22 protein-coding genes are annotated in these 21,265 nt (G+C 58.0%); 3 read left to right on the plus strand and 19 right to left on the minus strand.

Annotated elements, in window-relative coordinates; all coding sequences use genetic code 11:
- Positions 1–10 precede the first annotated feature (10 nt).
- From DY251_RS00965 to ytfQ, 7 genes are all read right to left on the minus strand, one after another.
- Entirely contained in the window at positions 11–1,522 is a 1,512-nt protein-coding gene (locus DY251_RS00965) for an aldehyde dehydrogenase (NADP(+)) (RefSeq protein WP_116621969.1), read from the minus strand.
- A gap of 17 nt (positions 1,523–1,539) precedes the next feature.
- Positions 1,540–2,463, minus strand: a complete 924-nt coding sequence (locus DY251_RS00970) for a dihydrodipicolinate synthase family protein (RefSeq protein WP_116621970.1) — start codon at positions 2,461–2,463, stop codon at positions 1,540–1,542.
- An 11-nt stretch (positions 2,464–2,474) separates the two neighbouring features.
- Complete coding sequence (gene araD / locus DY251_RS00975; RefSeq protein ID WP_116621971.1) at positions 2,475–4,244, minus strand: L-arabinonate dehydratase; 1,770 nt, start codon at positions 4,242–4,244, stop codon at positions 2,475–2,477.
- Between the two features lie 5 nt (positions 4,245–4,249).
- On the minus strand, positions 4,250–5,236 hold the full coding sequence (gene yjfF / locus DY251_RS00980) for a galactofuranose ABC transporter, permease protein YjfF (protein WP_116621972.1): 987 nt from the start codon (positions 5,234–5,236) through the stop codon (positions 4,250–4,252).
- Positions 5,237–5,238: 2 nt separating this feature from the next.
- Entirely contained in the window at positions 5,239–6,237 is a 999-nt protein-coding gene (locus DY251_RS00985) for an ABC transporter permease (protein WP_116621973.1), read from the minus strand.
- Positions 6,234–7,757, minus strand: a complete 1,524-nt coding sequence (gene ytfR / locus DY251_RS00990) for a galactofuranose ABC transporter, ATP-binding protein YtfR (RefSeq protein ID WP_116622272.1) — start codon at positions 7,755–7,757, stop codon at positions 6,234–6,236. Before ytfR ends, DY251_RS00985 begins: the two co-directional genes overlap by 4 nt.
- Before the next feature lie 89 nt (positions 7,758–7,846).
- Complete coding sequence (gene ytfQ, locus DY251_RS00995) at positions 7,847–8,812, minus strand: galactofuranose ABC transporter, galactofuranose-binding protein YtfQ (protein WP_116621974.1); 966 nt, start codon at positions 8,810–8,812, stop codon at positions 7,847–7,849.
- A gap of 158 nt (positions 8,813–8,970) precedes the next feature.
- Between ytfQ and DY251_RS01000 the strand changes: the two genes are divergently transcribed.
- Complete coding sequence (locus tag DY251_RS01000) at positions 8,971–9,900, plus strand: LysR family transcriptional regulator (RefSeq protein ID WP_116621975.1); 930 nt, start codon at positions 8,971–8,973, stop codon at positions 9,898–9,900.
- A gap of 108 nt (positions 9,901–10,008) precedes the next feature.
- Here DY251_RS01000 and DY251_RS01005 read toward each other — a convergent pair whose 3' ends face one another.
- The 6 genes from DY251_RS01005 to DY251_RS01030 all read right to left on the minus strand — a co-directional run bounded on the left by DY251_RS01005 (position 10,009) and on the right by DY251_RS01030 (position 13,571).
- Positions 10,009–10,326, minus strand: a complete 318-nt coding sequence (locus DY251_RS01005; protein ID WP_116621976.1) for a hypothetical protein — start codon at positions 10,324–10,326, stop codon at positions 10,009–10,011.
- 24 nt (positions 10,327–10,350) lie between these two features.
- Complete coding sequence (locus tag DY251_RS01010) at positions 10,351–11,028, minus strand: L,D-transpeptidase (protein ID WP_116622273.1); 678 nt, start codon at positions 11,026–11,028, stop codon at positions 10,351–10,353.
- Positions 11,025–11,987: an ABC transporter substrate-binding protein gene (locus DY251_RS01015; protein ID WP_116621977.1), complete on the minus strand. Its 963-nt coding sequence runs from the start codon at positions 11,985–11,987 to the stop codon at positions 11,025–11,027. The genes DY251_RS01010 and DY251_RS01015 overlap by 4 nt, the downstream gene beginning before the upstream one ends.
- A gap of 80 nt (positions 11,988–12,067) precedes the next feature.
- Positions 12,068–12,778 (minus strand): SDR family oxidoreductase, encoded by a 711-nt coding sequence (locus tag DY251_RS01020; RefSeq protein ID WP_116621978.1) that lies wholly within the window; start codon positions 12,776–12,778, stop codon positions 12,068–12,070.
- An 84-nt stretch (positions 12,779–12,862) separates the two neighbouring features.
- Positions 12,863–13,312, minus strand: a complete 450-nt coding sequence (locus DY251_RS01025; RefSeq protein ID WP_116621979.1) for a universal stress protein — start codon at positions 13,310–13,312, stop codon at positions 12,863–12,865.
- A 13-nt stretch (positions 13,313–13,325) separates the two neighbouring features.
- Positions 13,326–13,571 (minus strand): HP1242/YdcH family protein, encoded by a 246-nt coding sequence (locus DY251_RS01030; RefSeq protein ID WP_116621980.1) that lies wholly within the window; start codon positions 13,569–13,571, stop codon positions 13,326–13,328.
- Positions 13,572–13,784: 213 nt separating this feature from the next.
- Between DY251_RS01030 and DY251_RS01035 the strand changes: the two genes are divergently transcribed.
- Complete coding sequence (locus DY251_RS01035) at positions 13,785–14,171, plus strand: hypothetical protein (RefSeq protein WP_116621981.1); 387 nt, start codon at positions 13,785–13,787, stop codon at positions 14,169–14,171.
- A gap of 18 nt (positions 14,172–14,189) precedes the next feature.
- On the opposite strand, the gene DY251_RS01040 is transcribed toward DY251_RS01035, so the two are convergent.
- The 5 genes from DY251_RS01040 to DY251_RS01060 all read right to left on the minus strand — a co-directional run bounded on the left by DY251_RS01040 (position 14,190) and on the right by DY251_RS01060 (position 19,697).
- Positions 14,190–15,332, minus strand: coding sequence for an acyltransferase family protein (locus DY251_RS01040; protein ID WP_158553204.1), 1,143 nt, complete (start codon positions 15,330–15,332; stop codon positions 14,190–14,192).
- A 119-nt stretch (positions 15,333–15,451) separates the two neighbouring features.
- Positions 15,452–16,522: an AI-2E family transporter gene (locus DY251_RS01045; RefSeq protein WP_245415805.1), complete on the minus strand. Its 1,071-nt coding sequence runs from the start codon at positions 16,520–16,522 to the stop codon at positions 15,452–15,454.
- Positions 16,523–16,692: 170 nt separating this feature from the next.
- Positions 16,693–17,040, minus strand: coding sequence for a DUF779 domain-containing protein (locus tag DY251_RS01050; protein ID WP_116622275.1), 348 nt, complete (start codon positions 17,038–17,040; stop codon positions 16,693–16,695).
- Positions 17,041–17,101: 61 nt separating this feature from the next.
- The gene (gene adh, locus DY251_RS01055; RefSeq protein WP_116621983.1) at positions 17,102–18,619 is read right to left on the minus strand and encodes an aldehyde dehydrogenase; all 1,518 of its coding nucleotides are present in this window, start codon (positions 18,617–18,619) and stop codon (positions 17,102–17,104) included.
- Positions 18,620–18,752: 133 nt separating this feature from the next.
- Positions 18,753–19,697, minus strand: coding sequence for a helix-turn-helix domain-containing protein (locus DY251_RS01060; RefSeq protein ID WP_245415806.1), 945 nt, complete (start codon positions 19,695–19,697; stop codon positions 18,753–18,755).
- Between the two features lie 228 nt (positions 19,698–19,925).
- Between DY251_RS01060 and DY251_RS01065 the strand changes: the two genes are divergently transcribed.
- Entirely contained in the window at positions 19,926–20,135 is a 210-nt protein-coding gene (locus DY251_RS01065) for a TOBE domain-containing protein (RefSeq protein WP_116621984.1), read from the plus strand.
- Between the two features lie 15 nt (positions 20,136–20,150).
- On the opposite strand, the gene DY251_RS01070 is transcribed toward DY251_RS01065, so the two are convergent.
- Positions 20,151–21,224 carry a tartrate dehydrogenase gene (locus DY251_RS01070; protein ID WP_116621985.1) on the minus strand — a complete coding sequence of 358 codons (1,074 nt, stop codon included), beginning with the start codon at positions 21,222–21,224 and terminating at the stop codon, positions 20,151–20,153.
- Between the last annotated feature and the right edge of the window lie 41 nt (positions 21,225–21,265).

Consider the following 21,265-nt stretch of genomic DNA (forward strand, 5'->3'; position numbering starts at 1 on the left):
GGTATGTAACCTAAGCCGCAGCGATATCCGCAGGCAGCAGTTCTGCCGGAATGTTCTGATATGAAACTGGGCGGAGGAAGCGACGGATCGCCATCGTGCCGACCGAAGTCGCGCCAAAGTTGGTGGAGGCCGGGTAAGGCCCGCCATGCACCATCGCTTCGGACACTTCCACGCCGGTCGGGAAGCCGTTTGCAAGCACGCGGCCAACCTTGCGCTGGAGTACCGGCATGAGCTTTGCCGCTTCTGCGTAATCGCCTTTGTCGATATGCAGCGTGGCGGTGAGCTGACCATGCATGGCATGAGCGATTTTCGCCATGTCCTCCAGGCTTCCCACCTTGACCACAATGCCGAGCGGTCCGAACACCTCCTCAGACAGCGCTTCGTTGGCGAGGAAAACGTCGCCGGTCGTCTCGAACAGATACGGCGCAGCAGCGCGGTCATTGCAGGCCGTGCCGATAAGCTCGCCCACGTCTGCGCTGTTTTCAATGCGCTGCGCGCCATCGCGATAGGCTTTGGCGATGCCATCCGTCAGCATGGTTTGCGGCGCAACGGCGCGCAAAGACTCGACGGTCGTTTCGGTGAAGGCGCTCGCCTCCGGGCCATCCAGAATAACGGCGATGCCGGGGTTGGTGCAGAATTGGCCTGCGCCCATCGTCAGCGAGCCGGCCCAGCCCTTAGCGATGGCTTCGCCGCGCGCCTTTACGGCTTCGGGCATGACGAACATGGGATTCACAGAACCGAGTTCGCCGAAGAAGGGGATCGGTTCAGGCCGCGCGGCGCAGAGATCGAACAGCGCGCGACCACCACGCAGCGAGCCGGTGAAGCCGACAGCTTTGATGAGCGGATGCTGTACCAGCGCGCCGCCAACCGCATGATTGACGCCCTGCACCAGCGAGAACACGCCGGGATGCAGCTTGTGCTTGCGGATTGCCGCGTCGATGGCTTGCGCCACGAGATCGCCGGTGCCGGGATGGGCTGAATGACCCTTCACCACGACCGGACAGCCAGCAGCAAGCGCCGAGGCCGTGTCGCCGCCAGCCGTTGAGAAGGCGAGCGGAAAGTTCGACGCGCCGAATACGGCGACGGGGCCGATCGGCTGCTGCACCAGCTTGATCTCCGGGCGAGGCAGGGGCTGACGGTCAGGCAAGGCGACGTCATGGCGACGGTCGAGATATTCGCCCTTTTCGATATGGTCCGCGAACAGCTTGAGCTGGCCCGTGGTGCGTCCGCGTTCGCCGGTCAGGCGTGCGGCGGGCAGGCCGGTTTCCTCGCTGCCGATTTTGGTGATTTCGTCGCCGCGCTTGTCGATTTCTTCCGCAATGCTGCGAAGGAATGCTGCGCGCTCGGCGCGGCTCAGTGCGGAGTAGGACCAAAAGGCTTCTTCGGCAGCGCGGGCAGCGCGATCTACCAATTCCGGTGAGCCATCCGCGAAGGTGTGAGGTTCGCCGCTGGAAGGTTGGGACGTGAATGTGGTTTCTCCGCCGACCCACTCGCCGGCAATGAGGTGTTTTCCTTTAAGCATGTTGTCTCCGGCTCCGCCTATTTGCCCCAGCGCAACGCCAAAATGTCGAGGTCGCGCGCAAGTTCGAGCAACCGGGATTTGGTTCGTTCGCTCATGGGCTTCAAGGGGTGGCGTACATGATCGGAGCGGATAACGCCACCCGCTGCGAACACAGTTTTGCAGGCGCGCAGGCCGCATTGACGGTTTTCATGATTGATGAGCGGCAGGCACTTTTTCCATTGGTCCAAGGCCGCATCCGTGCGCCCGGCGCGATAGTCCATGACAATCGGGCGGATCAGTTCGGGGAACATCGCGGAGGTCATGGTGCCGGTCGCGCCTGCATCGAGGTCTGCCAATAGCGTAACCGCTTCTTCGCCATCGAATGGACCTTCGATATGATCGCCTGCGGCTTCGATCAATGCTGCCAGCTTGTCAGCGGCGAAGGGGCATTCGATTTTGAAGTAGGAAACGTTTTCGAGTTCGCGGGCCAGCTTTGCGAGCAGATCGACGGGAAGCTGCACACCCGAAAGCGGCGCATCCTGCACCATGATCGGAATGCTGATTGCGTCGTTGACGGATTTGAAATGTTCGAAAATGCCGGACGGTGCTGGATAGAGGCCGGAACCGTGATAGGGCGGCATCATCATGACCATTGCCGCGCCGAGGCTTTCAGCGAATTTCGCCCGCTCGGTCGCGATGCCGGTCGAGAAATGGCTGATGGTGACGATGATCGGTACGCGGCCAGCAGCATGTTCGAGGCTGAGGCGGGTAAGGCGCGCGCGCTCCTCGTCGGAGAGCAGGAACTGTTCGGAATAATTTGCGAGTATGCAGATGGCGTCCACGCCCTGATCGATCATGCAATCGATCACACGGCGCATTCCATCCTCGTCCACGCGGCCATCATCGAAGAAGGGAGTTGGAGCGACCGGCAGGATGCCGGTCAACGGTTTTGAAAGCTTCATGTCTGTTTCCGTTAGTGCGAGTCTTTGCCGACTTCATTGCCACGGCAACCGCGCAGGAAGTCGAAATCGGCGCCCGTATCCGCGCCAGTGACGTGATTGTGGTAGATCATTGCGTATCCACCGGCCGGCTTTTTAATCGTGCTTTTCCAGGCTGCCAGCCGCGCATCGATCTCGGCTTGCGGCAAGTCGAGATGCAGGCGACGATTGGGAACATCCAGCTCGATCATATCGCCGTTTTGCACGATAGCGAGCGGTCCGCCCACCGCGGCTTCCGGTGTTGTGTGCAGGACGACGGTGCCATAGGCGGTGCCGGACATGCGAGCATCCGAAATGCGCACCATGTCGGTGATGCCCTTTTTCAGCACCCTGGGAGGCAGGCCCATATTGCCGACCTCCGCCATGCCGGGATAGCCCTTTGGCCCGCAATTCTTCAGAACCATGACGCAGGTTTCATCGATATCCAGATCGGGATCGTCGATCTTGCGCTTGTAGTCGTCAATGTCTTCGAACACGACTGCGCGCCCGCGATGAACCATCAGGGAGGGGCTGGCGGCAGACGGCTTCAGCACTGCGCCATTGGGAGCGAGATTGCCGCGCAGAACGGCGATGCCGCCTTGTGGCGTAAGCGCACGCTCGGCGGGCAGGATAACGTCTTCATTCCAGTTTTTGACGTCTTTCACCTGTTCCCACTGTGTTTCGCCGGAAACGGTCAGCGCGTCCTTGTTCAGCATTCCGGCTTCGCCAAGACGCTTCAAAACGACAGGCAGGCCGCCAGCGTAAAAGAACTCTTCCATCAGATATTTGCCGGACGGCATGAGATTGACGATGGTGGGCACGTCGCGGCCAAGCCTGTCCCAATCATCCAGCGTAAGATCGACGCCAACGCGGCCCGCCAGCGCGAGCAGGTGAACAACTGCATTGGTCGAGCCGCCGATCGCACCATTCGTGCGGATGGCGTTTTCGAACGCTTCCCTCGTGAGAATATCCGACGGCTTCAGATCATCCTTGACCATCTGCACGATGCGGCGGCCAGTCATTTGCGCCATAACGCGGCGGCGGCTGTCGACGGCGGGAATCGCGGCATTGCCGGACAGCGCCATGCCAAGCGCTTCGGCCATGGACGCCATTGTGGACGCCGTGCCCATCGTGTTGCAGGTACCGGATGAGCGGCTCATGGCCTGTTCTGCATCGAGGAAATCGGCCTGACTCATCGTACCGGCCTTGATCGCTTCCGACATTTGCCAAAGCGCGGTGCCGGAACCGACACGTTCGCCACGGAACCAGCCGTTGAGCATCGGCCCGCCGGTCACGACGATTGAGGGAAGGTCGGTGGAAGCAGCGCCCATCAGCAGCGAAGGGGTGGTCTTGTCACAGCCGACCATCAGCACCACGCCGTCGATGGGCTGGCCGCGCATGGCTTCCTCGACTGCCATGGCAGCGAGGTTGCGATACATCATTGCAGTGGGTCGGTAGGTGTTTTCGGAGGCGGAGAATACCGGAACCTCAAGCGGAAAGCCGCCAGCTTCCCAGATACCTGCCTTCACCTTCTCGACCAACTCGCGGAGATGGCCGTTGCAGGGTGTCAGATCCGACCAGGTGTTGAGAATGCCGATGACGGGACGCCCGTCGAAAAGATCATGCGGATAGCCCTGATTTTTGAGCCAACCGCGATGATAAATGCTGTCGCGCGAGGTGCCGCCATACCATTCTTGTGAGCGCAGCTTGCGCGGCCACTCTGCGGGTACGAATTTCGAAGGTTTGATTTTGGGGTGTAAGGTCATGGTCGTTACTCTTTGGAATGCGATGTGGCGGCTGCCGCCTTGCGTGTCGAGATCACGACGAGCAGTCTTTGCAATGCTATGAATGCGAACAGCAGCAGGCCGACGACGATCTTCGTCCACCAACTCGAAAGCGTGCCGTCGAAAACGATGTAGGTCTGGATCAGGCCCTGGATCAGCACGCCGATGAAGGTTCCTGCGACCAGGCCGACCCCGCCCGTGAGAAGGGTGCCGCCAATGACGACGGCGGCGATTGTATCAAGCTCGACACCCACCGCCGAGAGCGAATAGCCCGCTGAGGTGTAGAGCGAAAACACGATGCCGGAGAGGCCCGACAGAAAGCCGGACAAGGCGTAGATGCCAATGGTGGCGCGCGCAACTGGGACACCCATGAGTTCGGCGGATGTCTTGTTGCCGCCGATAGCATAAACATAGGAGCCGAAGCGCGTGAAGTGCGCGAGGATTATGCCAGCGATAAACACCAGTACCATCAATCCGCCGATGAGGGTGAGGCGGCCGCCACCCGGCATACGGTAATAGAGGCCAGCCAGCGTCGAATAAAATTCGTGATTGATCGGGATAGAGTCAGTCGTGATGACGAACGCCATGCCGCGCGCGAGGAACATGCCCGCGAGCGTTACGATGAAGGCCGGTACGTCGAGATAATGAATGATGACGCCCATAAGCGCGCCGAACGCGGTGGAGATTGCCAGCGCGATGGCGAAGGCGGCGAGCGGATGCACGCCATACCAGCCGATTAACACCGCTATCAGAACGCCCGTAAAGCCTATGACCGAGCCGACCGACAGATCGATGCCGCCCGACAGGATGACGAAGGTCATGCCGACCGCAGCGATCCCCAGAAAGGCGTTATCCGTGAGCAGGTTTCCGACGACACGCGTGGAGAGCATGTTCGGGAACTGGAACACGCAAATCGCATAGGCCACCAGAAAGAGGGCCAGCGTTGCGTAGAAGGGAAGCAGGCGCGACGACATGATTATGTTTCCGCCTTTGACGTGGACAAGCGGCGGATAAGTCCGGCTGCACCTGCCGACTGCGCAAGCAGTATCATGATGATGACGCAGGCCTTGACGATGAGGTTGTATTCAGGCGGGAAGCCCGAAATCAGAATGCCGGTGTTCATGGCCTGGATGATGATCGCGCCGAGCACCGACATTAGGATAGAGAAGCGCCCGCCGAGCAGCGAAGTGCCGCCGATCACAACGGCGAGAATGGCGTCGAGTTCGAGCCAGAGCCCCGCATTGTTGGCGTCTGCGCCGCGAATGTCGGCGGTCACGATGATGCCCGCGAGCGCCGCGCAGAAGCCGCAGAACATGTAGATGATGATAAGCAATACGCGGCTGTTTATGCCTGCATAAGTGGCTGCACTGCGGTTCACGCCGATGGATTCGATCAGCAGGCCAAGCGCGGTGCGCCGCACGACAAACACAGTGACGATAGCCAGCACCGCCGCGATGACCACGGGCATGGGCAAGCCGAGGAATGAGCCGGTGCCGAAGAAGATCAGTCCGGGCTCAACGAAGGTTACAATCACGCCCTCGGTGATGAGCTGCGCGATACCGCGCCCCGCGACCATCAGGATCAGCGTGGCAACAATAGGCTGGAGTTCCAGCACTGCCACCAGCAGGCCGTTCAGAAGACCGCAGGCAATGCCAACCGCGAGAGATGCAGCCAGCACGACCGGAAGCGGATAGTCGGCGACGGTCATGGTTGCTGCTACCGCGCCCGCCATCGCCATCACTGCCCCGACCGAAAGATCGACGCCCTTGGACGCGATAACAGCAGTCATGCCTATTGCAAGAATGGCGACGGGTGCGCCGCGGTTCAACACGTCGATCAGGCTGCCGAACAGGCGGCCATCCTGAACGCGCAGATTGAAGAAACCTGGAAAGGCGAGCCAGTTCAGGAACAGGATCGCGGCAAGGCAGATGAGTTGCGGCGCGGCACGACGCAGACCGGCGGAGAGCTTGTTCATTCTGCGGCCTCGCTGCTGCCCTCAGCCGCAATAGCGCGCACGATGTTTGCGGTGCTTATCTCGTCGCCCTTCAATTCGCCAACATGAACGCGGTCACGCAAAACGCGCACACGGGTCGAATAGGCGACGATTTCCTCGATTTCAGAGGAGATGACCAGCAGCGCCAGCCCTTCATCACAGAGCCGATTGATAAGCTGGATGATCTCCGCATGCGCGCCAACGTCAATGCCGCGCGTAGGCTCGTCAAGAATGAGGAAGCGCGGCGAGGTAGCCAGCCAACGCGCGAGAATGACCTTTTGCTGATTGCCGCCGGACAGCAGCTTTACAGGCTTTTCTATGTCGGTAGTACGAATGTCGAGCGCCTTGACGAAGCGGTCTGCAAGCTCGGTCTGCTCGTGCGTGGACATGCGCTTCAGCCAGCCTTTGCGGGCCTGCAAGGCAAGCGCGATATTCTCACGAACGGAGAGGTCGCCGATAATGCCATCCAGCTTGCGGTCCTCGGGACAAAGGCCAAAACCAAAATGCACAGCCTCCCGAGGCGATGTAATTTTAGCCGGCTTACCATCGATGGAGACTGCGCCTGAATCCGGTAAATCAATGCCGAACATAAGCCGTGCAGTTTCCGTGCGGCCGGAGCCGAGCAAGCCCGCAACGCCGACCACTTCGCCGGCGCCTATGCTCAGATCGAAGGGCTCGATGGATCGTGCGCGGCCAACGCCCTTGAAAGTGATCTCGCGTTCGATACTGGCAGGCGCGGAGCGTCTGCCGTGCTCGGTCGCGGCGGCTAGCGTGCGGCCCAACATCATTGAAACCAGCTCGACTTTCGGCAGAGAGGCGGTGTCGCGCGTACCGACGAGCTTTCCGTTGCGCAGCACTGTGATGCGGTCGCTGACGGCATAAACCTGATCGAGAAAATGCGTGATGAACACAATGCCGAGGCCGCGCGCTTTCAGCTTGCGCATGACGCCGAACAAAAGCTCGACTTCGTGACGGTCGAGACTGGCGGTGGGTTCATCAAGAATGAGCACGGAGCCGGACATGTCTACGGCGCGGGCAATCGCAATCAATTGCTGCACGGCGACCGAAAAGGAAGACAATTGCGCCGCAACGTCGATGTGAATGTCATATTGTGCAAGCAGTGCCTTGGCGTCTGCCTGCATCTTGCGGGTATCGACAAAGCCGAAGCGTTTGGGCTGTCTGCCGATATAGATGTTTTCCGCGACCGTCAGGTTCGGCAGCAGGTTTACTTCCTGATAGACCGTGCCTATGCCAAGTTGTTGCGCGTGCTGCGTGTCGCGCACAGTTACCGGCGTGCCTTTGACAACAATCACGCCGCTGTCGGCTTTATAGACGCCAGTCAGAATTTTGATGAGAGTGGACTTGCCTGCACCGTTTTCTCCGAGCAAAGCGTGGATTTCGCCCGCCCGAACAGAAAAGCTAACATCGTCCAGCGCTTTAAAGCCGAGGAACGATTTCGAAATATTCTGCGCTGCAAGCAGGTCTTGAAATTCACTCACAATGTCCTCCACGCGCGGCCGAGTTTGGCCACTCGTCAAGAAAATGGTCAAGCCGGACGCGCTTGGTGCCCGGCTTGACCTGGGAGGATCGGTTAGTAGCCCAGGCCCTTCTTTTCTTCATAGACCTTCATCGGATCGTCAGCCTGCGTGTAAAGCTTGGATTCGGTGATGATGGTCTTCGGCGGGACTGTGCCGTCTGCCTTGAACTTTTCCAATGCATCGAATGCAGGGCCGGCCATATTCGGCGTCAGCTCGACGGTCGCGTTTGCTTCGCCGTCAGCCATCGCTTTGAAGATGTCCGGCACAGCGTCGATGGAAACGACCTTGATGTCGGTGCCGGGCTTCAAGCCTGCTTCCTTGATGGCCTGGATCGCGCCGACGGCCATGTCGTCATTGTGTGCGTAAAGCGCGCAAATGTTCTTGCCGCCGTTCTCAGCCTTCAAGAAGCCTTCCATGACTTCCTTGCCCTTGGCGCGGGTGAAGTCGCCTGTCTGGCTGCGAATGATCTTAACGTTCGGAGCCCCTGCAATGGCGTCCTCGAAACCCTTCTTGCGGTTGATGGCCGGTGACGAACCAGTCGTGCCCTGAAGCTCGACCACGTTGCAATCCTTGCCGGCAACATCCTTCACCAGCCAGTCTCCGGCAACCTTGCCTTCGAGAACCTGATCTGAAGCCACCATCGTCATGTAAAGATCTTCAGACCCTTCAATGCCACGGTCTAGCAGGAACACCGGGATTTCAGCATCCTTGGCTTCTTTCAAGACGGTTTCCCAGCCGGTCGCGACGACTGGTGCAACGAAAATCGCATCTACACCTTGCGCGATGAAACCCCGGATCGCCTTGATCTGGTTTTCCTGCTTCTGCTGGGCATCGGCAAACTTCAGATCGATGCCGCGTTTTTCCGCTTGCTGCTTGGTTACGCTGGTTTCAGCAGCGCGCCAGCCGGATTCCGAACCAATTTGCGAAAAGCCTACAGTTAGACCTGCTGCGCTGGCCGCTCCGCCGATGGCGAGAGCCGTTGCCGAGGCAAGCAAAAGGGTTTTGAAAAGCTTGGTCATTGTATTCCTCCCGAGGATTCAATCACGGGCTCTCGCAGAGAGAAGCTACGATCTTGCCGTGCGGAAGAACCAAAACGCAAACAAACATATCCGTCAAATCATCTATACGCATTCTAAATTACCATTTATGACATAATAAAAGCTTCGGAAAATCTACCATGCCGAGCAGGACCCGATTCCTCACTTTGAAGCAGCTACGCTTCATCGAAGCGCTGCAACGTCGCGGCAAAATGGGGCTGGCGGCGGAAGACATGCATATATCCCAGCCAGCCGCATCGCGTGCATTGTCGGACATAGAAGCGCTGCTCGGCAGGCAGATATGCGCTCGCAGCGCGCACGGGTTTGTGTTCAACGAATTCGGTGAAGCTCTGGCGGTTCGCGCCAAGCGGGTCATCAATGAAATGGACAATCTGGGACGTGATCTTAGTGAGTTGGCTGACGGCTTACGCGGCAGGGTGCATGTCGGGGCGGTGACAACGGCAGCGATTGCCTATGTAGTTCCTGCATCGCTTGCGCTGCGCGCAATAGCGCCCGATGTGCAGATTCAGATCGACGTGGAACCGAGCGCAACCCTGATGCGACGCATGCGCGAAGGAACCTACGATTTCGTCCTGGGAAGGCTTACATCCGATGACGATCCGTCGCTCTACGATGTGCGGCGCATAGGTGAGGAGGCGCTGCGGTTTGCGGTACGCAGCGGGCATCCGCTCGAGGGTAGGAAAAAGCTGAGCTTTGCCGATCTCAGCGCGTTCGATTGGGTGATGCAGCCGGCAGGCGCGCCGAGTTGGCTAGCTGTGGCAGAGGCGTTCGCGCTGGAAGGTGCGGAGTTTCCCAGCCGCGTGACTTATTCGGCGTCGATCCTGCTGACACTCGCAATCGTGGCGCGCACCAACGCAATTGCACCGTTTGCAGATGAGGTTGCACACTTGATGACAGCGGAGGATTTGAGCGCCAAGATCGTGACGCTGAACATGGCCGGAGAGGCGGTCGTGTCCTCGTTCAATATCATCTTGCCGCGCGCCGAATTGCTATCGCCACTCGCGCGGCGGTTTCTTCAGTTGGTCGAGGCAGAGGTCGAGCAGCGTTGAACCTGATCGGTCTACTGTCTTCTCGTTGATCGGTGCAAATATCCCTCATCCGAGGGGTAAAATACCGCTATCAATCAGAATTGGCGACGGAATGTGCGGGGCGCGACTCTAAGCCGGGTTCACCGAAACAGTTGTGCCGGTTGCATCGACGTTGCAACTCATTGGCTTACCGTTGGCATTGAGATCGACGACGTAGTTGTTTGAATCCACCTTGCGCGAACTTACCGGCAGCACCTTTGAACTCTCGGTGCCTGATTGCGCCGCTGCGGCGTTCGCACACATCAACTGCAGTTCGGCAGGTGCAGTTTCGAGTGTCGTGCGCGACATCTGGTCTTCTGTTGGAGCGTTGGATTGGCAGGCGCTGACGCCGAGCGTTGCCGCCAATGCAGCTACGACCATGCTCGCTTTTTGATTTCTTCCACGCATGACCGTTTTCCCTCTCCGTGCCAGTTAAACGCCTTTGTAAAGTGCCGCGCCCTGCATCAGCACAATCACCTTGGCCCCCACCTGAATGCGGCTGTGCAGATCGATAATGTCGTCGTTGACCATGCGAATGCAGCCCGACGACACATTTAAACCCATTGTCCACGGCTCCGGGGTGCCGTGAATACGATAGATCGTGTCATGGTCGCCTTCGTAGAGATAGAGCGCACGCGCGCCGAGCGGATTGTCCGGTCCGCCCGGCTGTCCGCCTGCCCATTTCGCAGCCTTGGGATCGCGCGCGACCATTTCCGCGGGTGGCGTCCATGTCGGCCATTCCGCAACGCGGCCCACACGCACGATGCCTGCCCAACCAAATCCCTCACGCCCGACGCCGATGCCGTAGCGGATGGCAGTCTGGTTGGGTTGCACTAGATAGAGGAAGTGCTGGTTGCCATCGATGATGATGGTGCCGGGCTGCTCGGCAGTGCGGAAACGCACGACCTGCCTTCGGAATGCTGGCGGCACCTGCTTGTTCTTGCGCCAGTATTTATAGGCTTCCGTCTTGTCATAATTGCCCCATTTGCGGGTCTTTGGATCGTAGACTTGAGTTTGGGCAACTGCTGGAAGCGCTGCAAGAAGCGATACACCAAAGAGCAAGGCGCCAGTCTTCAGCAGCTTGCGACGGTCGGTCATGGTTGCGCTCATTGCTTGGCCCACCCCTTCACGCGGTCAGCGTGGTCTTTCACCCATTGCTCGGCATATGCCAGCGGCTCCTTGCGTTCGACCTGGAGCGCATAGCTCATATCGATGGCTTCATCGGGCGTGAAATCCACATGCTCGAGAAAACGCACGACATCAGGATGCCGCTGCTTGAGCGAGCTTGCATAGGCGATGCGATAGCTCGCAGCATCCCAGCCGACATCGGCGCTTGATTTTGCAAGCCAAGCCGGATCTTCGGAAGGCAGCACAATTTTCCACTTTGCAGGATCGTAGGGCGGTTCGGTGAGGCGCACGATCTGATGCAGCTTGAAAACTGCGCTCGGCGCGTAGCAGGCAAAAACGATTGGTTTCTCTACTGCTTCAGCCGCATCCACAGCGGCCATCCCTACATCTTCCGGCATTTCGAGCAGGTCGAGGTTCTTGGCATAGCCGTAGCTGTTGGCGCGCACGCGCTCGATTGCCGTTGAAGACCATGTTTCAGCGCCGATCCATAGCTCGCCCTTGCCATCGCCATTGGTGTCCAGCGCGACGGTCTTTTTCGGATCGGAAAGGTCGGCAATATCCTTGATACCGATTTTGTCGGCGGCGGTCCGATTAGCGCATATGCCTTGCCATGCGGGAACCGATACGGGGCTGAGTGTGACTGTCCCTGAACCTTTCACATATCGATCAACGAGATTGTTGAGATTGGGGAGCCAGACCTCCGGGTGGACGTCCACCTTGCCGGTATCCAGACCGTTGAAAGCGATGAGCGTACCCATTTCGACAACATCGGCATCAAGACCCAGCGCCTGCTTGATGCCGACCTTGAGAATATTCGCGCTTGCCTGACCGGATGCCCAATTGGGCATTGCGATGGTCAAATCCGCAGCGGAGGCAGCACAAGTCAGCAAAGCCGAGAAGCCAACCGCAAGCAAGCCCCTGAAAGTGGCTCGTCCCATCATGCAAACTGCCCTCAATTGCCGGTTCTGCGACCGTTTCAGAGTGAGGATAGACTAACTCGCGCTAAGGTTGAAGACGGCTTCTAGCTATTGACTGAACGCATCAGCCCGCCATCGACGCGTAGGTTTTGGCCGGTGATGTATCCCGCACCTTTCGAAACAAGGAATGCGACGGTAGCCGCGACTTCTTCGGAAGTACCATAGCGCTGCATTGGAACGGAATCTCGGCGCTCTTCAAGAGCGGGCAGGCTGTCGATCCAGCCCGGCAGCACATTGTTCATGCGCACATTGTGCGGCGCATACTGGTCTGCGAAGAGCTTCGTGTAGGCGGCAAGGCCTGCGCGCGCGACTGCCGAAGTTGGGAACATAGAGGCAGGCTCGCTGACCCAGGCGGTCGAAATATTGACGATGGAGCCTGATTTCTGCCCAACCATAATCGGGGCGACGAGGCGCACGGCGCGCGCCACGTTCAAGAAGTAAACATCAAAACCTGTATGCCATTGCTCGTCGGTGATCTCGAGCAGGGGCGCGCGAGGACCGTGACCGGCGCTGTTGACGAGTGCGTCGACCCGTCCCCATTTCGCCATCGTCGTATCGACCAGCTTTTTCAGATCGTCGTTCGATTGGTTGGAGCCGGTGACGCCGATGCCGCCGAGTTCCTTGGCGAGTGCTTCGCCTTTTCCCGATGAGGAAAGGACGGCAACCTTATAGCCATCCGCGGCGAGCTTTCTCGCGGCGGCGGCTCCCATGCCGCTGCCGCCTGCTGTGATGATTGCGACCTTGACGCTTGCCATTTCCGAGACTCCTTTTGAGGCTGGAAATTGCACGATCCATCGCGGCAATGCAAAGGCGCGCACGCCGTAATGTTTAGTCCAGTCCTACTTGACCACAAGAACCGGAACGGGGCTGCCGGCGAGAACTTCGGAGGTCTGGCTGCCGAGGATAAGGCGGCCGAGCCCGCGTCTGCCATGCGAGGCCATCACGATAAGATTGCAATTGTGAGTCTTTGCGGCCTGAAGAATGGCTTCGGCTGGCCAGCTATCCGGCGCGTGGATGAAATTACCTTTCAGGTCCAGCTTTTCGATTTGCTCACGCACCTTGCCGAGAAGTTGTTCGGCCTGTTCCTTTTGTGCTTTTTCGTAGCTCGCAATGTCCGTGACGGTTGGTACCCAGCCAGCGCCTGCCGCCCCGGCAGGAAAGGGAATTGGCTCAGTAACGGTGATGATCGTGACTTTCGCGCCCAATGCCTTTGCAAGCGAAAGGCCGTGGTCCAAGCCACGTTGGGCAAGCTCCGATCCGTCTGTCGAAATCAGAATGTGAGAATACATTTCCTTACTCCATTCAGGCGCGCGCCTTGGCGAGCGCTGCTGCAATAGCATCCTTCAACGCAAGCCGCCGCTTGCGCAAGCTATGCTCCATATCCTCGCTGACAGCTTCGATTCGTGTTTCTGCACGATGGATCTTGTCATTCACCTCATCATAACTCGCCAGAAGCTTGGCAAATTCGCTATCGGCGACCTTCAGTGCATGGATACCATCCATCTGGCCGGGAAACTCTTCTCCGAGCGTGTGCGGCGTATTCGACATTTCATACTCCTTAAACCTGTCCGCCACAGAGCATAGACACTCGCTGCGCGTGAACCTTGATCCAGGTCAAGACGGACAGCTGAACTCAATTTTTGCGCCAACGGCATTCAATCAAAATCGCCCTATTGCGCTTAATCTTCATTAGTCACGCCATTCGACCGTGCTTGCATCGACGTGCATTTTGCCGCTTCATTATGTAGGGCGAGGTGAGGCATGGGACAGATATTTTCGATATTATGGGGCGAGCGATCGCTGCCCTTTACCTACTGGATATGCTATATAGGCGGGACCATTCTCGCTCTTACAGGCATATATGGGCTTGCTGGGCTTGCGGGCTCTTTCGGAAGTGCTTCCACGGTCAAATGGGTGTTGTTCCTGAGCGTGAGCTGGGGACTTTTCGTGACCTATTTCGTAGGCACGGCGGTTGTGCTGAGCGCGATGAACCGGAAAGAGCAGGACGTTTGGTCGCTCCTCGCAATTGCTACAGTTGGATCGATTGCGCTGTACAGCACATACGACATCATCCGCAAAGACGGGCACAATCCGGAGATGACGCAGGAGCAGCTCCTGCGGGAAATCAAGTCGCTTTCCAAATCTTAAGCGCCAAGCATTTCCGCTTTAGCTGAGAGACTGGACCTGCGAATTGGGATGTGAAGCTTGCTTCTCGTGCTGACTGATTTGCCGGCCAACGAAGCTGAAATTTTTCCGCAGTGTCAGGATCGGCTTTTCAATCCAATGCCATGAAAATGCGGCAAGGCAGCTCACGGTCAGTATGGCGGCAATGAAATTGGCGCCCCAACCATGCGCGGGCATGGACGCAACGATAGCCTGCTGGATCGGATAGCCATACAGATAGATTCCGTAGGAATAATCGCCGGTCGAGTAGAACGGCACAGGCGGAATTTTGCACAGCCCGACGAACAAGGTGATGTAGGTGAACGGCAGGCACATCACGAGGTTCAGGAAGCCGCTGCTGCGCCATTCCGTATTGCCAACAACCGCGATCAGGACAGCAAAGATGACCGCCGCGCCGAACAATGTTGCACTCATCGGTATGCGGTGGCGGTAGACATAGGCAAGCGATCCGAGCACGAAGCATTGAAACGCAAGCGTGCCGCGCCCGAAAAAGAGCGAGTCCGCAATCTTGGGGAGATTGTCCCGCAAGCCGATCAGTTCAAGCACCAGCGGAATGGTGACGTAGATCAGAAAGGCGGCAATGATCAATTTGGGACGCTTGAGCAGACCAAATATGATGAAGGCCGCCATGATTGCGTAGCACAGAATCTCGTACGGAATTGTCCAGAGCGAAAGATTGACGATACCCGCGGATTCATTGTGCAGAAAAACGCCGGGTAGATCGTATTGGATCAAGCCGATGATGTTGAGGAAGTACTGGAAGAAATCCTTGCTGGTGAAATAGTCGAACAAGCTGAATTGCGTGAAGATCGGCCCGAGGATGAGCGCGGAAACCGTGATTTCGACGGCCAGCGCCGGAACGATGCGAAGGCTGCGGTTCAACAGGAAATTCGGCAGGGAGAGCCGCAGCGCACTTCCACTGATCAGAAATCCGCTGAGCGCGAAGAACATCGGCACCAGCCCATAGACGGTCAGCCATAGCGGCGTCTGTTCAATCAGATCAAGCCGGCCAACGACGACGATGCTGTGAAAGGCGAGGATCGACGTGGCGAGCGCCAGCCTGACAAAATCGAACCCGGCTCCCAAGCCTCGGCTCGCGTCCAAAACGCTTCCAATGGTCCGCATGCGAGACTTCTCCTGGGGCAAGAGCAATCGGCGGTGTGCGTTGTGCAGGCATTGGATATGAATAGTTATGGCATTGCAACAAAAAATTGCTGCGATGCAGCAATGTTTGCGCCCCCGAATTACTGACCTGGTGAGGTTCCAGAAACTTGATCTCTGGTTTGAGGCTGGTTGCCGAATAGCTGGCTGACCCATTCGCTGGACGGATGCTGAGCGCAGAATGACAGTATCGCGATGCTGATCGGAACGCCTATGAACGCACCGAAAATTCCCCACAGATATGACCAGAAGAATACCGAAAAGAGCACGATGATGGGGGACATCGAAAGCGCGCTGCCCGAAACGCGAGGCTCGATATAGCTGCCGATCACGGACTGAATGATATTGAAGCAGAGAAAGATCGCCAGCACGGCTCCCCAACTGTCGAATTGTGTGGCGGCAAATAGGGTGGGGAACACCGTCGCAAGGAAGGGACCAAGGAACGGAATATAATTCAGTACGAACGCGATGAAGCCCCATTCCTCGGCGAGCGACAGCCCGACAGCGCGCGCAAAAAGCCAGACGAGCAGGCCGGTGAGTACGCTCATCGCAGTGCGCACCAGAACATAGCGCCTCAGCTTTTGCGATGTCAGCTTGCTGCCTTCCAGCAGAACGCGGGCCGTAACGCGATTGCGCAGGCCTGCGATGCGTCGTGACATGTCGCCAACTTCCATCAAGCCAAGCAGCACATAGACCAGCGTCACGAACCAGAAGGTGAAAGTGGTATTCAGGCGGCCGGTGAGATTTTGCAGAGTGCGCAACGCCCAGGTGACGCTGAAATTATCCGCCCACAAAACGTCAACGGCAATGCCGCGGCCTTCAAGCCAGACGCGCAATTGGTCGTAGAGTTGCTGGAAACGCGCGGCATCGGCAAACATCCACCGGCCCACGCGGCCGAACGCCCAGCCTACCAGCGTTACGAAACCGAATAGTACGATCACGACAGCCGCGAATGTGATGACGAACGCGAGGGCTTTTGGCATGACCGCCTGGAGACGCTCCTGCATCGGCCAGGCAAGTGCGATGATGAAAAGCCCGAAGGCCAGCGGCGCGAAAACTGACGCGCCAAGCCACATCATCGCGACCACAAGGGTAGCCGCAATCAGAACCAGCATTGCGGTCGTCAGATTGCTGGTTCCAGCCCGTATGTCCATTCGCGTTTCGTTTCGACCCTAAAAGCGTGTTCGTGTGTATTGCACCATCCTTCATGGTGACCGCAAGATTCTTTCCGGGGTATTCCAGCGGCTGCGCATCTATTTGGCGAGCACGCGGGATACACGCGACGCCGGCTCCGATACGGCGCGGCGTCGAATGCACGGGCGAACTAGATCGCGCAGATTTCCGAGCGCGTTAGAAAGCGCAGTTCCCGGCCATTGTCGAGTGAGAACATGCCGCCGCGACCGGGAATGACATCGATGATAAGATCGGTGTGCTTCCATACCTCGTATTGCGATGCGCTGATGTAAAAAGGTGTTTCACCGATCAGCCCAAGCAGGACATCGCGTTCCCCCACGACGAAGTCGCCCCGCGGATAACACATAGGCGATGAGCCATCGCAGCAGCCGCCCGACTGGTGAAACATGACCGGGCCGTGGTCGGCTATGATCGCGTCGAGAAGACTGATTGCTTGCGGGGTAGCGGATACTTTTCCAAGTGAGGCGTTGTCGGCCATTTGCATCTCCTCCGTAAGTGGACGGCGCAGCCAATCTGCGCCGTCCATGCCTTGGGAGGCGTCAGAAGAAGCCAAGCTTCTTGGGGTTGTAGCTTACCAGCATATTCTTGGTCTGCTGATAGTGGTCGAGCATCATCTTGTGCGTTTCGCGCCCGATGCCGGACTGCTTGTAGCCACCGAATGCAGCGTGTGCCGGGTAGGCGTGGTAGCAGTTGGTCCACACACGGCCTGCCTGAATTGCGCGGCCGAAGCGATAGGCACGCGTGCCGTCGCGGGTCCAGACGCCAGCGCCAAGGCCATAGAGCGTGTCATTGGCGATGCTGAGCGCTTCCTCATCAGTCTTGAACGTGGTGACTGCCACGACAGGGCCGAAGATTTCTTCCTGGAAGATACGCATCTTGTTGTTGCCCTGGAACACGGTGGGCTTCACGTAATAGCCACCTGCAAGATCACCGGGCAGTTCGTTGCGCTCGCCGCCGGTCAGCACCTTGGCGCCTTCCTTCTTGCCGATATCGAGATAGGAAAGGATCTTCTCAAGCTGTTCGGACGAGGCTTGAGCGCCGATCATCGTAGCCGGGTCGAGCGGGTCGCCCTGTACGATGGCTTCAACGCGCTTGATCGCCTTTTCCATGAACCTGTCGTAGATCTTTTCGTGAACCAGCGCGCGGCTGGGGCAGGTGCAGACCTCGCCCTGATTCAGCGCGAACATGACAAAGCCTTCAATTGCTTTGTCGAGGAAGTCGTCATCCTCGGCTGCAACGTCGGAGAAGAATATGTTCGGGCTTTTGCCGCCCAGCTCCAGCGTTACCGGAATGAGGTTCTGAGAGGCATATTGCATGATGAGACGGCCGGTCGTCGTCTCGCCAGTGAATGCGATCTTTGCGATTCTGGGGTTCGACGCCAAAGGCTTGCCTGCTTCCAGGCCGAAACCGTTCACTACGTTCAGGACACCTGCCGGCAGAATATCGGCGATCAGTTCCATCAGAATGTGGATGGAAGCGGGGGTTTGCTCGGCAGGCTTTAACACCACGCAATTGCCTGCCGCGAGCGCCGGAGCAAGCTTCCAGACCGCCATGAGGATCGGGAAATTCCACGGAATGATCTGGCCGACGACGCCCAGTGGTTCGTGGAAGTGATAGGCGACTGTGTCGTGGTCGATTTCGGAAAGCGCACCTTCCTGCGCACGAATTGCACCTGCAAAGTAGCGGAAATGATCGATCGCGAGCGGAATGTCTGCCGCAGTGGTTTCGCGGATGGGCTTGCCGTTGTCCCACGTCTCGGCGAGCGCGAGCTTCGGCAGGTTTTCTTCCATCCTGTCCGCGATACGGTTGAGCAGCAGCGCGCGTTCTGCGGCGCTTGTCTTGCCCCAGCTATCCTTTGCCTTGTGCGCGGCATCAAGCGCGGCCTCGACGTCTGCGGCTTCGGAGCGTGCGATCTGGCAGAGTACCTGACCGTTTACCGGCGAGGTGTTGTCGAAATATTTGCCGGACTTGGCAGGCACCCACTTGCCGCCAATGAAATTGTCATACCGCTTTGCGTATGGGCTTTTTGCGCTGCGGTGGAATTCAACCTTGTTCATGGAATCCTCCCAGAATCGACGCCGGGATTGGCGCGTGCGGAGAAAATGCCAAGGCGGGATATGAAGTCACCCCGTGCGGGTTCGACGAGTGGACAAAACTGTCTCAAAACTGCGACAGTCGTGCGTGGTATTCTTACAAATCGTGCTTCGCGACCTTACGGTGCAGGGTAGCGCGGGAGATGCCCAAGGCGCGCGCGGCAGATGAAATATTCCCCCCGGAAGCCGCCAGAGCCTGCTGCAAAGCGCTTCGCTCGGCATCGTTTAGCGAGGGCGAGGCACCTTGCGCGAAGCCGAAATACTCGCTCGCAGGGCGGGGAACAATCGCTTCGCCCTGCGGCACGCCAAACGCTATTCGAGCACTATTGGAAACGCCGACGACCAGATCATCCTTGTCGACAGCAAGCAGCGCTGATGGCGATGATTCGTGAATAGGCGCAAGCACAACGCGAGCATAGGGGAATGATTGCCTGAACCCGTCGGCCTCAATGCGCTTGGCTGCATCGCCTACTGCGATCTGGATGAGATTGAGAAAACCCTCCGTGAGATCAGCCCGGCACGAGGAAACGTCAAGCACCGCAGCGAGATTTCCGTGATGGTCGAAGATTGGCGCTGTGGTGCAGGACATCAGCGTATTGCGGGAAAAGAAATGCTGGTCGCGGTGAATCGTTACGAGGCGCTTTTCGACAGCGCATGTGCCGATGCCGTTGGTGCCTTCGGCCTGCTCGCTCCAGATGTTGCCGGTCCAAAGACCCCAATCCTCAAATGTTGCGTCGTCCGCATGCGCGCCTCTGCGCTCTATGGGAACACCTTCGGCATTCGCCAGAAGTACGCAACACCCGACTCCGCCAACGGCGAGATAGAGCCGGTCGAGCGTGCCTTTGGCGGCATATGCAAGTGGCTCAACTTTCTCACGAGCATGGCGAAACTCAGAGTCTGTCAGGCGGCGCGGCTGCCTGCGTTCCGACGGGTCGAGATGGTGCAAGGCAGATGATCGCCGCCAGGAAGCAACAAGCGCAGAGCGCACAGCGTCGCTCGAATGCACCGCGGCATTGATCCGATCGGCATGATGGTCTGTCATGGGCTCCTCCACCCAAGGGCATGGCATATTTATGCCATGCCGCCATTCCATTAATCCTTGCGATAGCCCGTTTTGGCGGGCGTTTCTGTGCTACTTTCTGATAGTGTCGAAATTCGCGGCAATATTCAGCATATGGCCGTTCTACTGGAATGAATATAACGGTTCAAACTCAAAGCGTCTATCCTTGAGGATAAATCGCCCAGAGCGAGCAATGAGAAAGGCAAGGCAGTGAAAATCAGTGCAAGAAATACGTTGAAGGGTAAGATCACCGAGGTTGTGAAGGGCGCAACGACTGCTCATGTCAAAATCGACATCGGGGGCGGAACAATCGTGACCGCATCGATCACCAATGCGGCGGTCGACGAGTTGAAGCTCGCGGTGGGCGGAACAGCTTACGCCGTGGTCAAGGCATCCGACGTGATGGTTGCGGTCGACTAGACCTATCCAGGACGACTATGTGTTGGACGAATAAATCGCGTCGATCACCGAGCTTGTGACTTCCGCTGTCGTCGCTGTGCCGCCAATGTCCGGCGTTAAAACGCCGGCCTTGGTCACGCGTTCGACAGCAGACATCAGCCGGGCTGCCGCTTCTTTTTCTCCAAGATGATCGAGCAACATCGAGGCGGTCCAGAACGACGCGATCGGGTTAGCAATTCCCTTGCCTGTTATGTCGAATGCAGAACCGTGGATTGGCTCGAACATGGACGGGAAGCGCCGCTGCGGGTCGATATTGGCCGTAGGCGCGACGCCCAAACTGCCAGCAAGCGCGCCCGCCAGATCCGACAGAATGTCCGCGTGGAGGTTTGTCGCAACGATAGTGTCCAGGCTTTCGGGTTTCAGGGTCATGCGCACTGTCATCGCATCGACCAGCATCTTGTCCCATTCAACGTCCGGAAATTCGGCTGCGACTTCTGCCGCGATTTCGTCCCACATCACCATGCCGTGACGCTGTGCGTTTGATTTTGTCACAACCGTGAGAAACTTGCGCGGACGAGACTGTGCGATCTGGAACGCGTAACGCATTATCCGCGTGACGCCGACACGCGTGAATATAGCGACCTCGGTGCCAACTTCTTCCGGCAGGCCGCGATGCGCGCGCCCGCCATTGCCGGAATATTCGCCCTCGGAGTTTTCGCGCACGATCACCCAATCCAGGTCGCCGGGTTTGCAGTTGCGCAGTGGTGGCGTGATGCCGGGTAGAATTTTGGTTGGGCGGACATTCGCGTACTGGTCGAAGCCCTGACAAATGGGAAGTCGCAGCCCCCACAGTGTGATGTGGTCCGGAACATCCGGCGCACCGACTGCGCCGAAATATATGGCATCGAACGGCTGCAATTGCTTCAGGCCGTCCTCGGGCATCATGACGCCGTTTTTCTTGTAGTAGTCGGATCCCCAATCGAAATGGGTGACATTGATCGTCAAATCGCCTGCGCGTTTTTCGATGGCCTTGAGAACTTCGCAACCGGCCGAGATGACTTCCGGTCCAATTCCGTCTGCCGGTATCGCTGCAATCGAATAAGCGCGCATTGAGCTTCCTTTCATCGAGTGGCCAGAGCGACGGTTAGAGG

It is taken from the genome of Mesorhizobium denitrificans (genome assembly GCF_003403035.1).
In the GTDB taxonomy this organism is placed as follows: Bacteria; Pseudomonadota; Alphaproteobacteria; order Rhizobiales; family Rhizobiaceae; genus Mesorhizobium_G; species Mesorhizobium_G denitrificans.

What these genes read in the sequence shown, in the direction of transcription:
- DY251_RS01020 (WP_116621978.1), bottom strand. Translation starts at nt 12,778, where the DNA reads ATGGCAAGCGTCAAGGTCGCAATCATCACAGCAGGCGGCAGCGGCATG.
- DY251_RS01050 (WP_116622275.1), bottom strand. Translation starts at nt 17,040, where the DNA reads ATGGCCGACAACGCCTCACTTGGAAAAGTATCCGCTACCCCGCAAGCA.
- DY251_RS01040 (WP_158553204.1), bottom strand. Translation starts at nt 15,332, where the DNA reads ATGCGGACCATTGGAAGCGTTTTGGACGCGAGCCGAGGCTTGGGAGCC.
- DY251_RS00965 (WP_116621969.1), bottom strand. Translation starts at nt 1,522, where the DNA reads ATGCTTAAAGGAAAACACCTCATTGCCGGCGAGTGGGTCGGCGGAGAA.
- DY251_RS01015 (WP_116621977.1), bottom strand. Translation starts at nt 11,987, where the DNA reads ATGATGGGACGAGCCACTTTCAGGGGCTTGCTTGCGGTTGGCTTCTCG.
- DY251_RS01005 (WP_116621976.1), bottom strand. Translation starts at nt 10,326, where the DNA reads ATGCGTGGAAGAAATCAAAAAGCGAGCATGGTCGTAGCTGCATTGGCG.
- adh (WP_116621983.1), bottom strand. Translation starts at nt 18,619, where the DNA reads ATGAACAAGGTTGAATTCCACCGCAGCGCAAAAAGCCCATACGCAAAG.
- araD (WP_116621971.1), bottom strand. Translation starts at nt 4,244, where the DNA reads ATGACCTTACACCCCAAAATCAAACCTTCGAAATTCGTACCCGCAGAG.
- yjfF (WP_116621972.1), bottom strand. Translation starts at nt 5,236, where the DNA reads ATGTCGTCGCGCCTGCTTCCCTTCTACGCAACGCTGGCCCTCTTTCTG.
- DY251_RS01010 (WP_116622273.1), bottom strand. Translation starts at nt 11,028, where the DNA reads ATGAGCGCAACCATGACCGACCGTCGCAAGCTGCTGAAGACTGGCGCC.
- DY251_RS01060 (WP_245415806.1), bottom strand. Translation starts at nt 19,697, where the DNA reads ATGACAGACCATCATGCCGATCGGATCAATGCCGCGGTGCATTCGAGC.
- DY251_RS00985 (WP_116621973.1), bottom strand. Translation starts at nt 6,237, where the DNA reads ATGAACAAGCTCTCCGCCGGTCTGCGTCGTGCCGCGCCGCAACTCATC.
- DY251_RS01000 (WP_116621975.1), top strand. Translation starts at nt 8,971, where the DNA reads ATGCCGAGCAGGACCCGATTCCTCACTTTGAAGCAGCTACGCTTCATC.
- DY251_RS00970 (WP_116621970.1), bottom strand. Translation starts at nt 2,463, where the DNA reads ATGAAGCTTTCAAAACCGTTGACCGGCATCCTGCCGGTCGCTCCAACT.
- DY251_RS01070 (WP_116621985.1), bottom strand. Translation starts at nt 21,224, where the DNA reads ATGCGCGCTTATTCGATTGCAGCGATACCGGCAGACGGAATTGGACCG.
- DY251_RS01045 (WP_245415805.1), bottom strand. Translation starts at nt 16,522, where the DNA reads ATGGACATACGGGCTGGAACCAGCAATCTGACGACCGCAATGCTGGTT.
- DY251_RS01030 (WP_116621980.1), bottom strand. Translation starts at nt 13,571, where the DNA reads ATGTCGAATACGCCGCACACGCTCGGAGAAGAGTTTCCCGGCCAGATG.
- DY251_RS01025 (WP_116621979.1), bottom strand. Translation starts at nt 13,312, where the DNA reads ATGTATTCTCACATTCTGATTTCGACAGACGGATCGGAGCTTGCCCAA.
- ytfQ (WP_116621974.1), bottom strand. Translation starts at nt 8,812, where the DNA reads ATGACCAAGCTTTTCAAAACCCTTTTGCTTGCCTCGGCAACGGCTCTC.
- DY251_RS01035 (WP_116621981.1), top strand. Translation starts at nt 13,785, where the DNA reads ATGGGACAGATATTTTCGATATTATGGGGCGAGCGATCGCTGCCCTTT.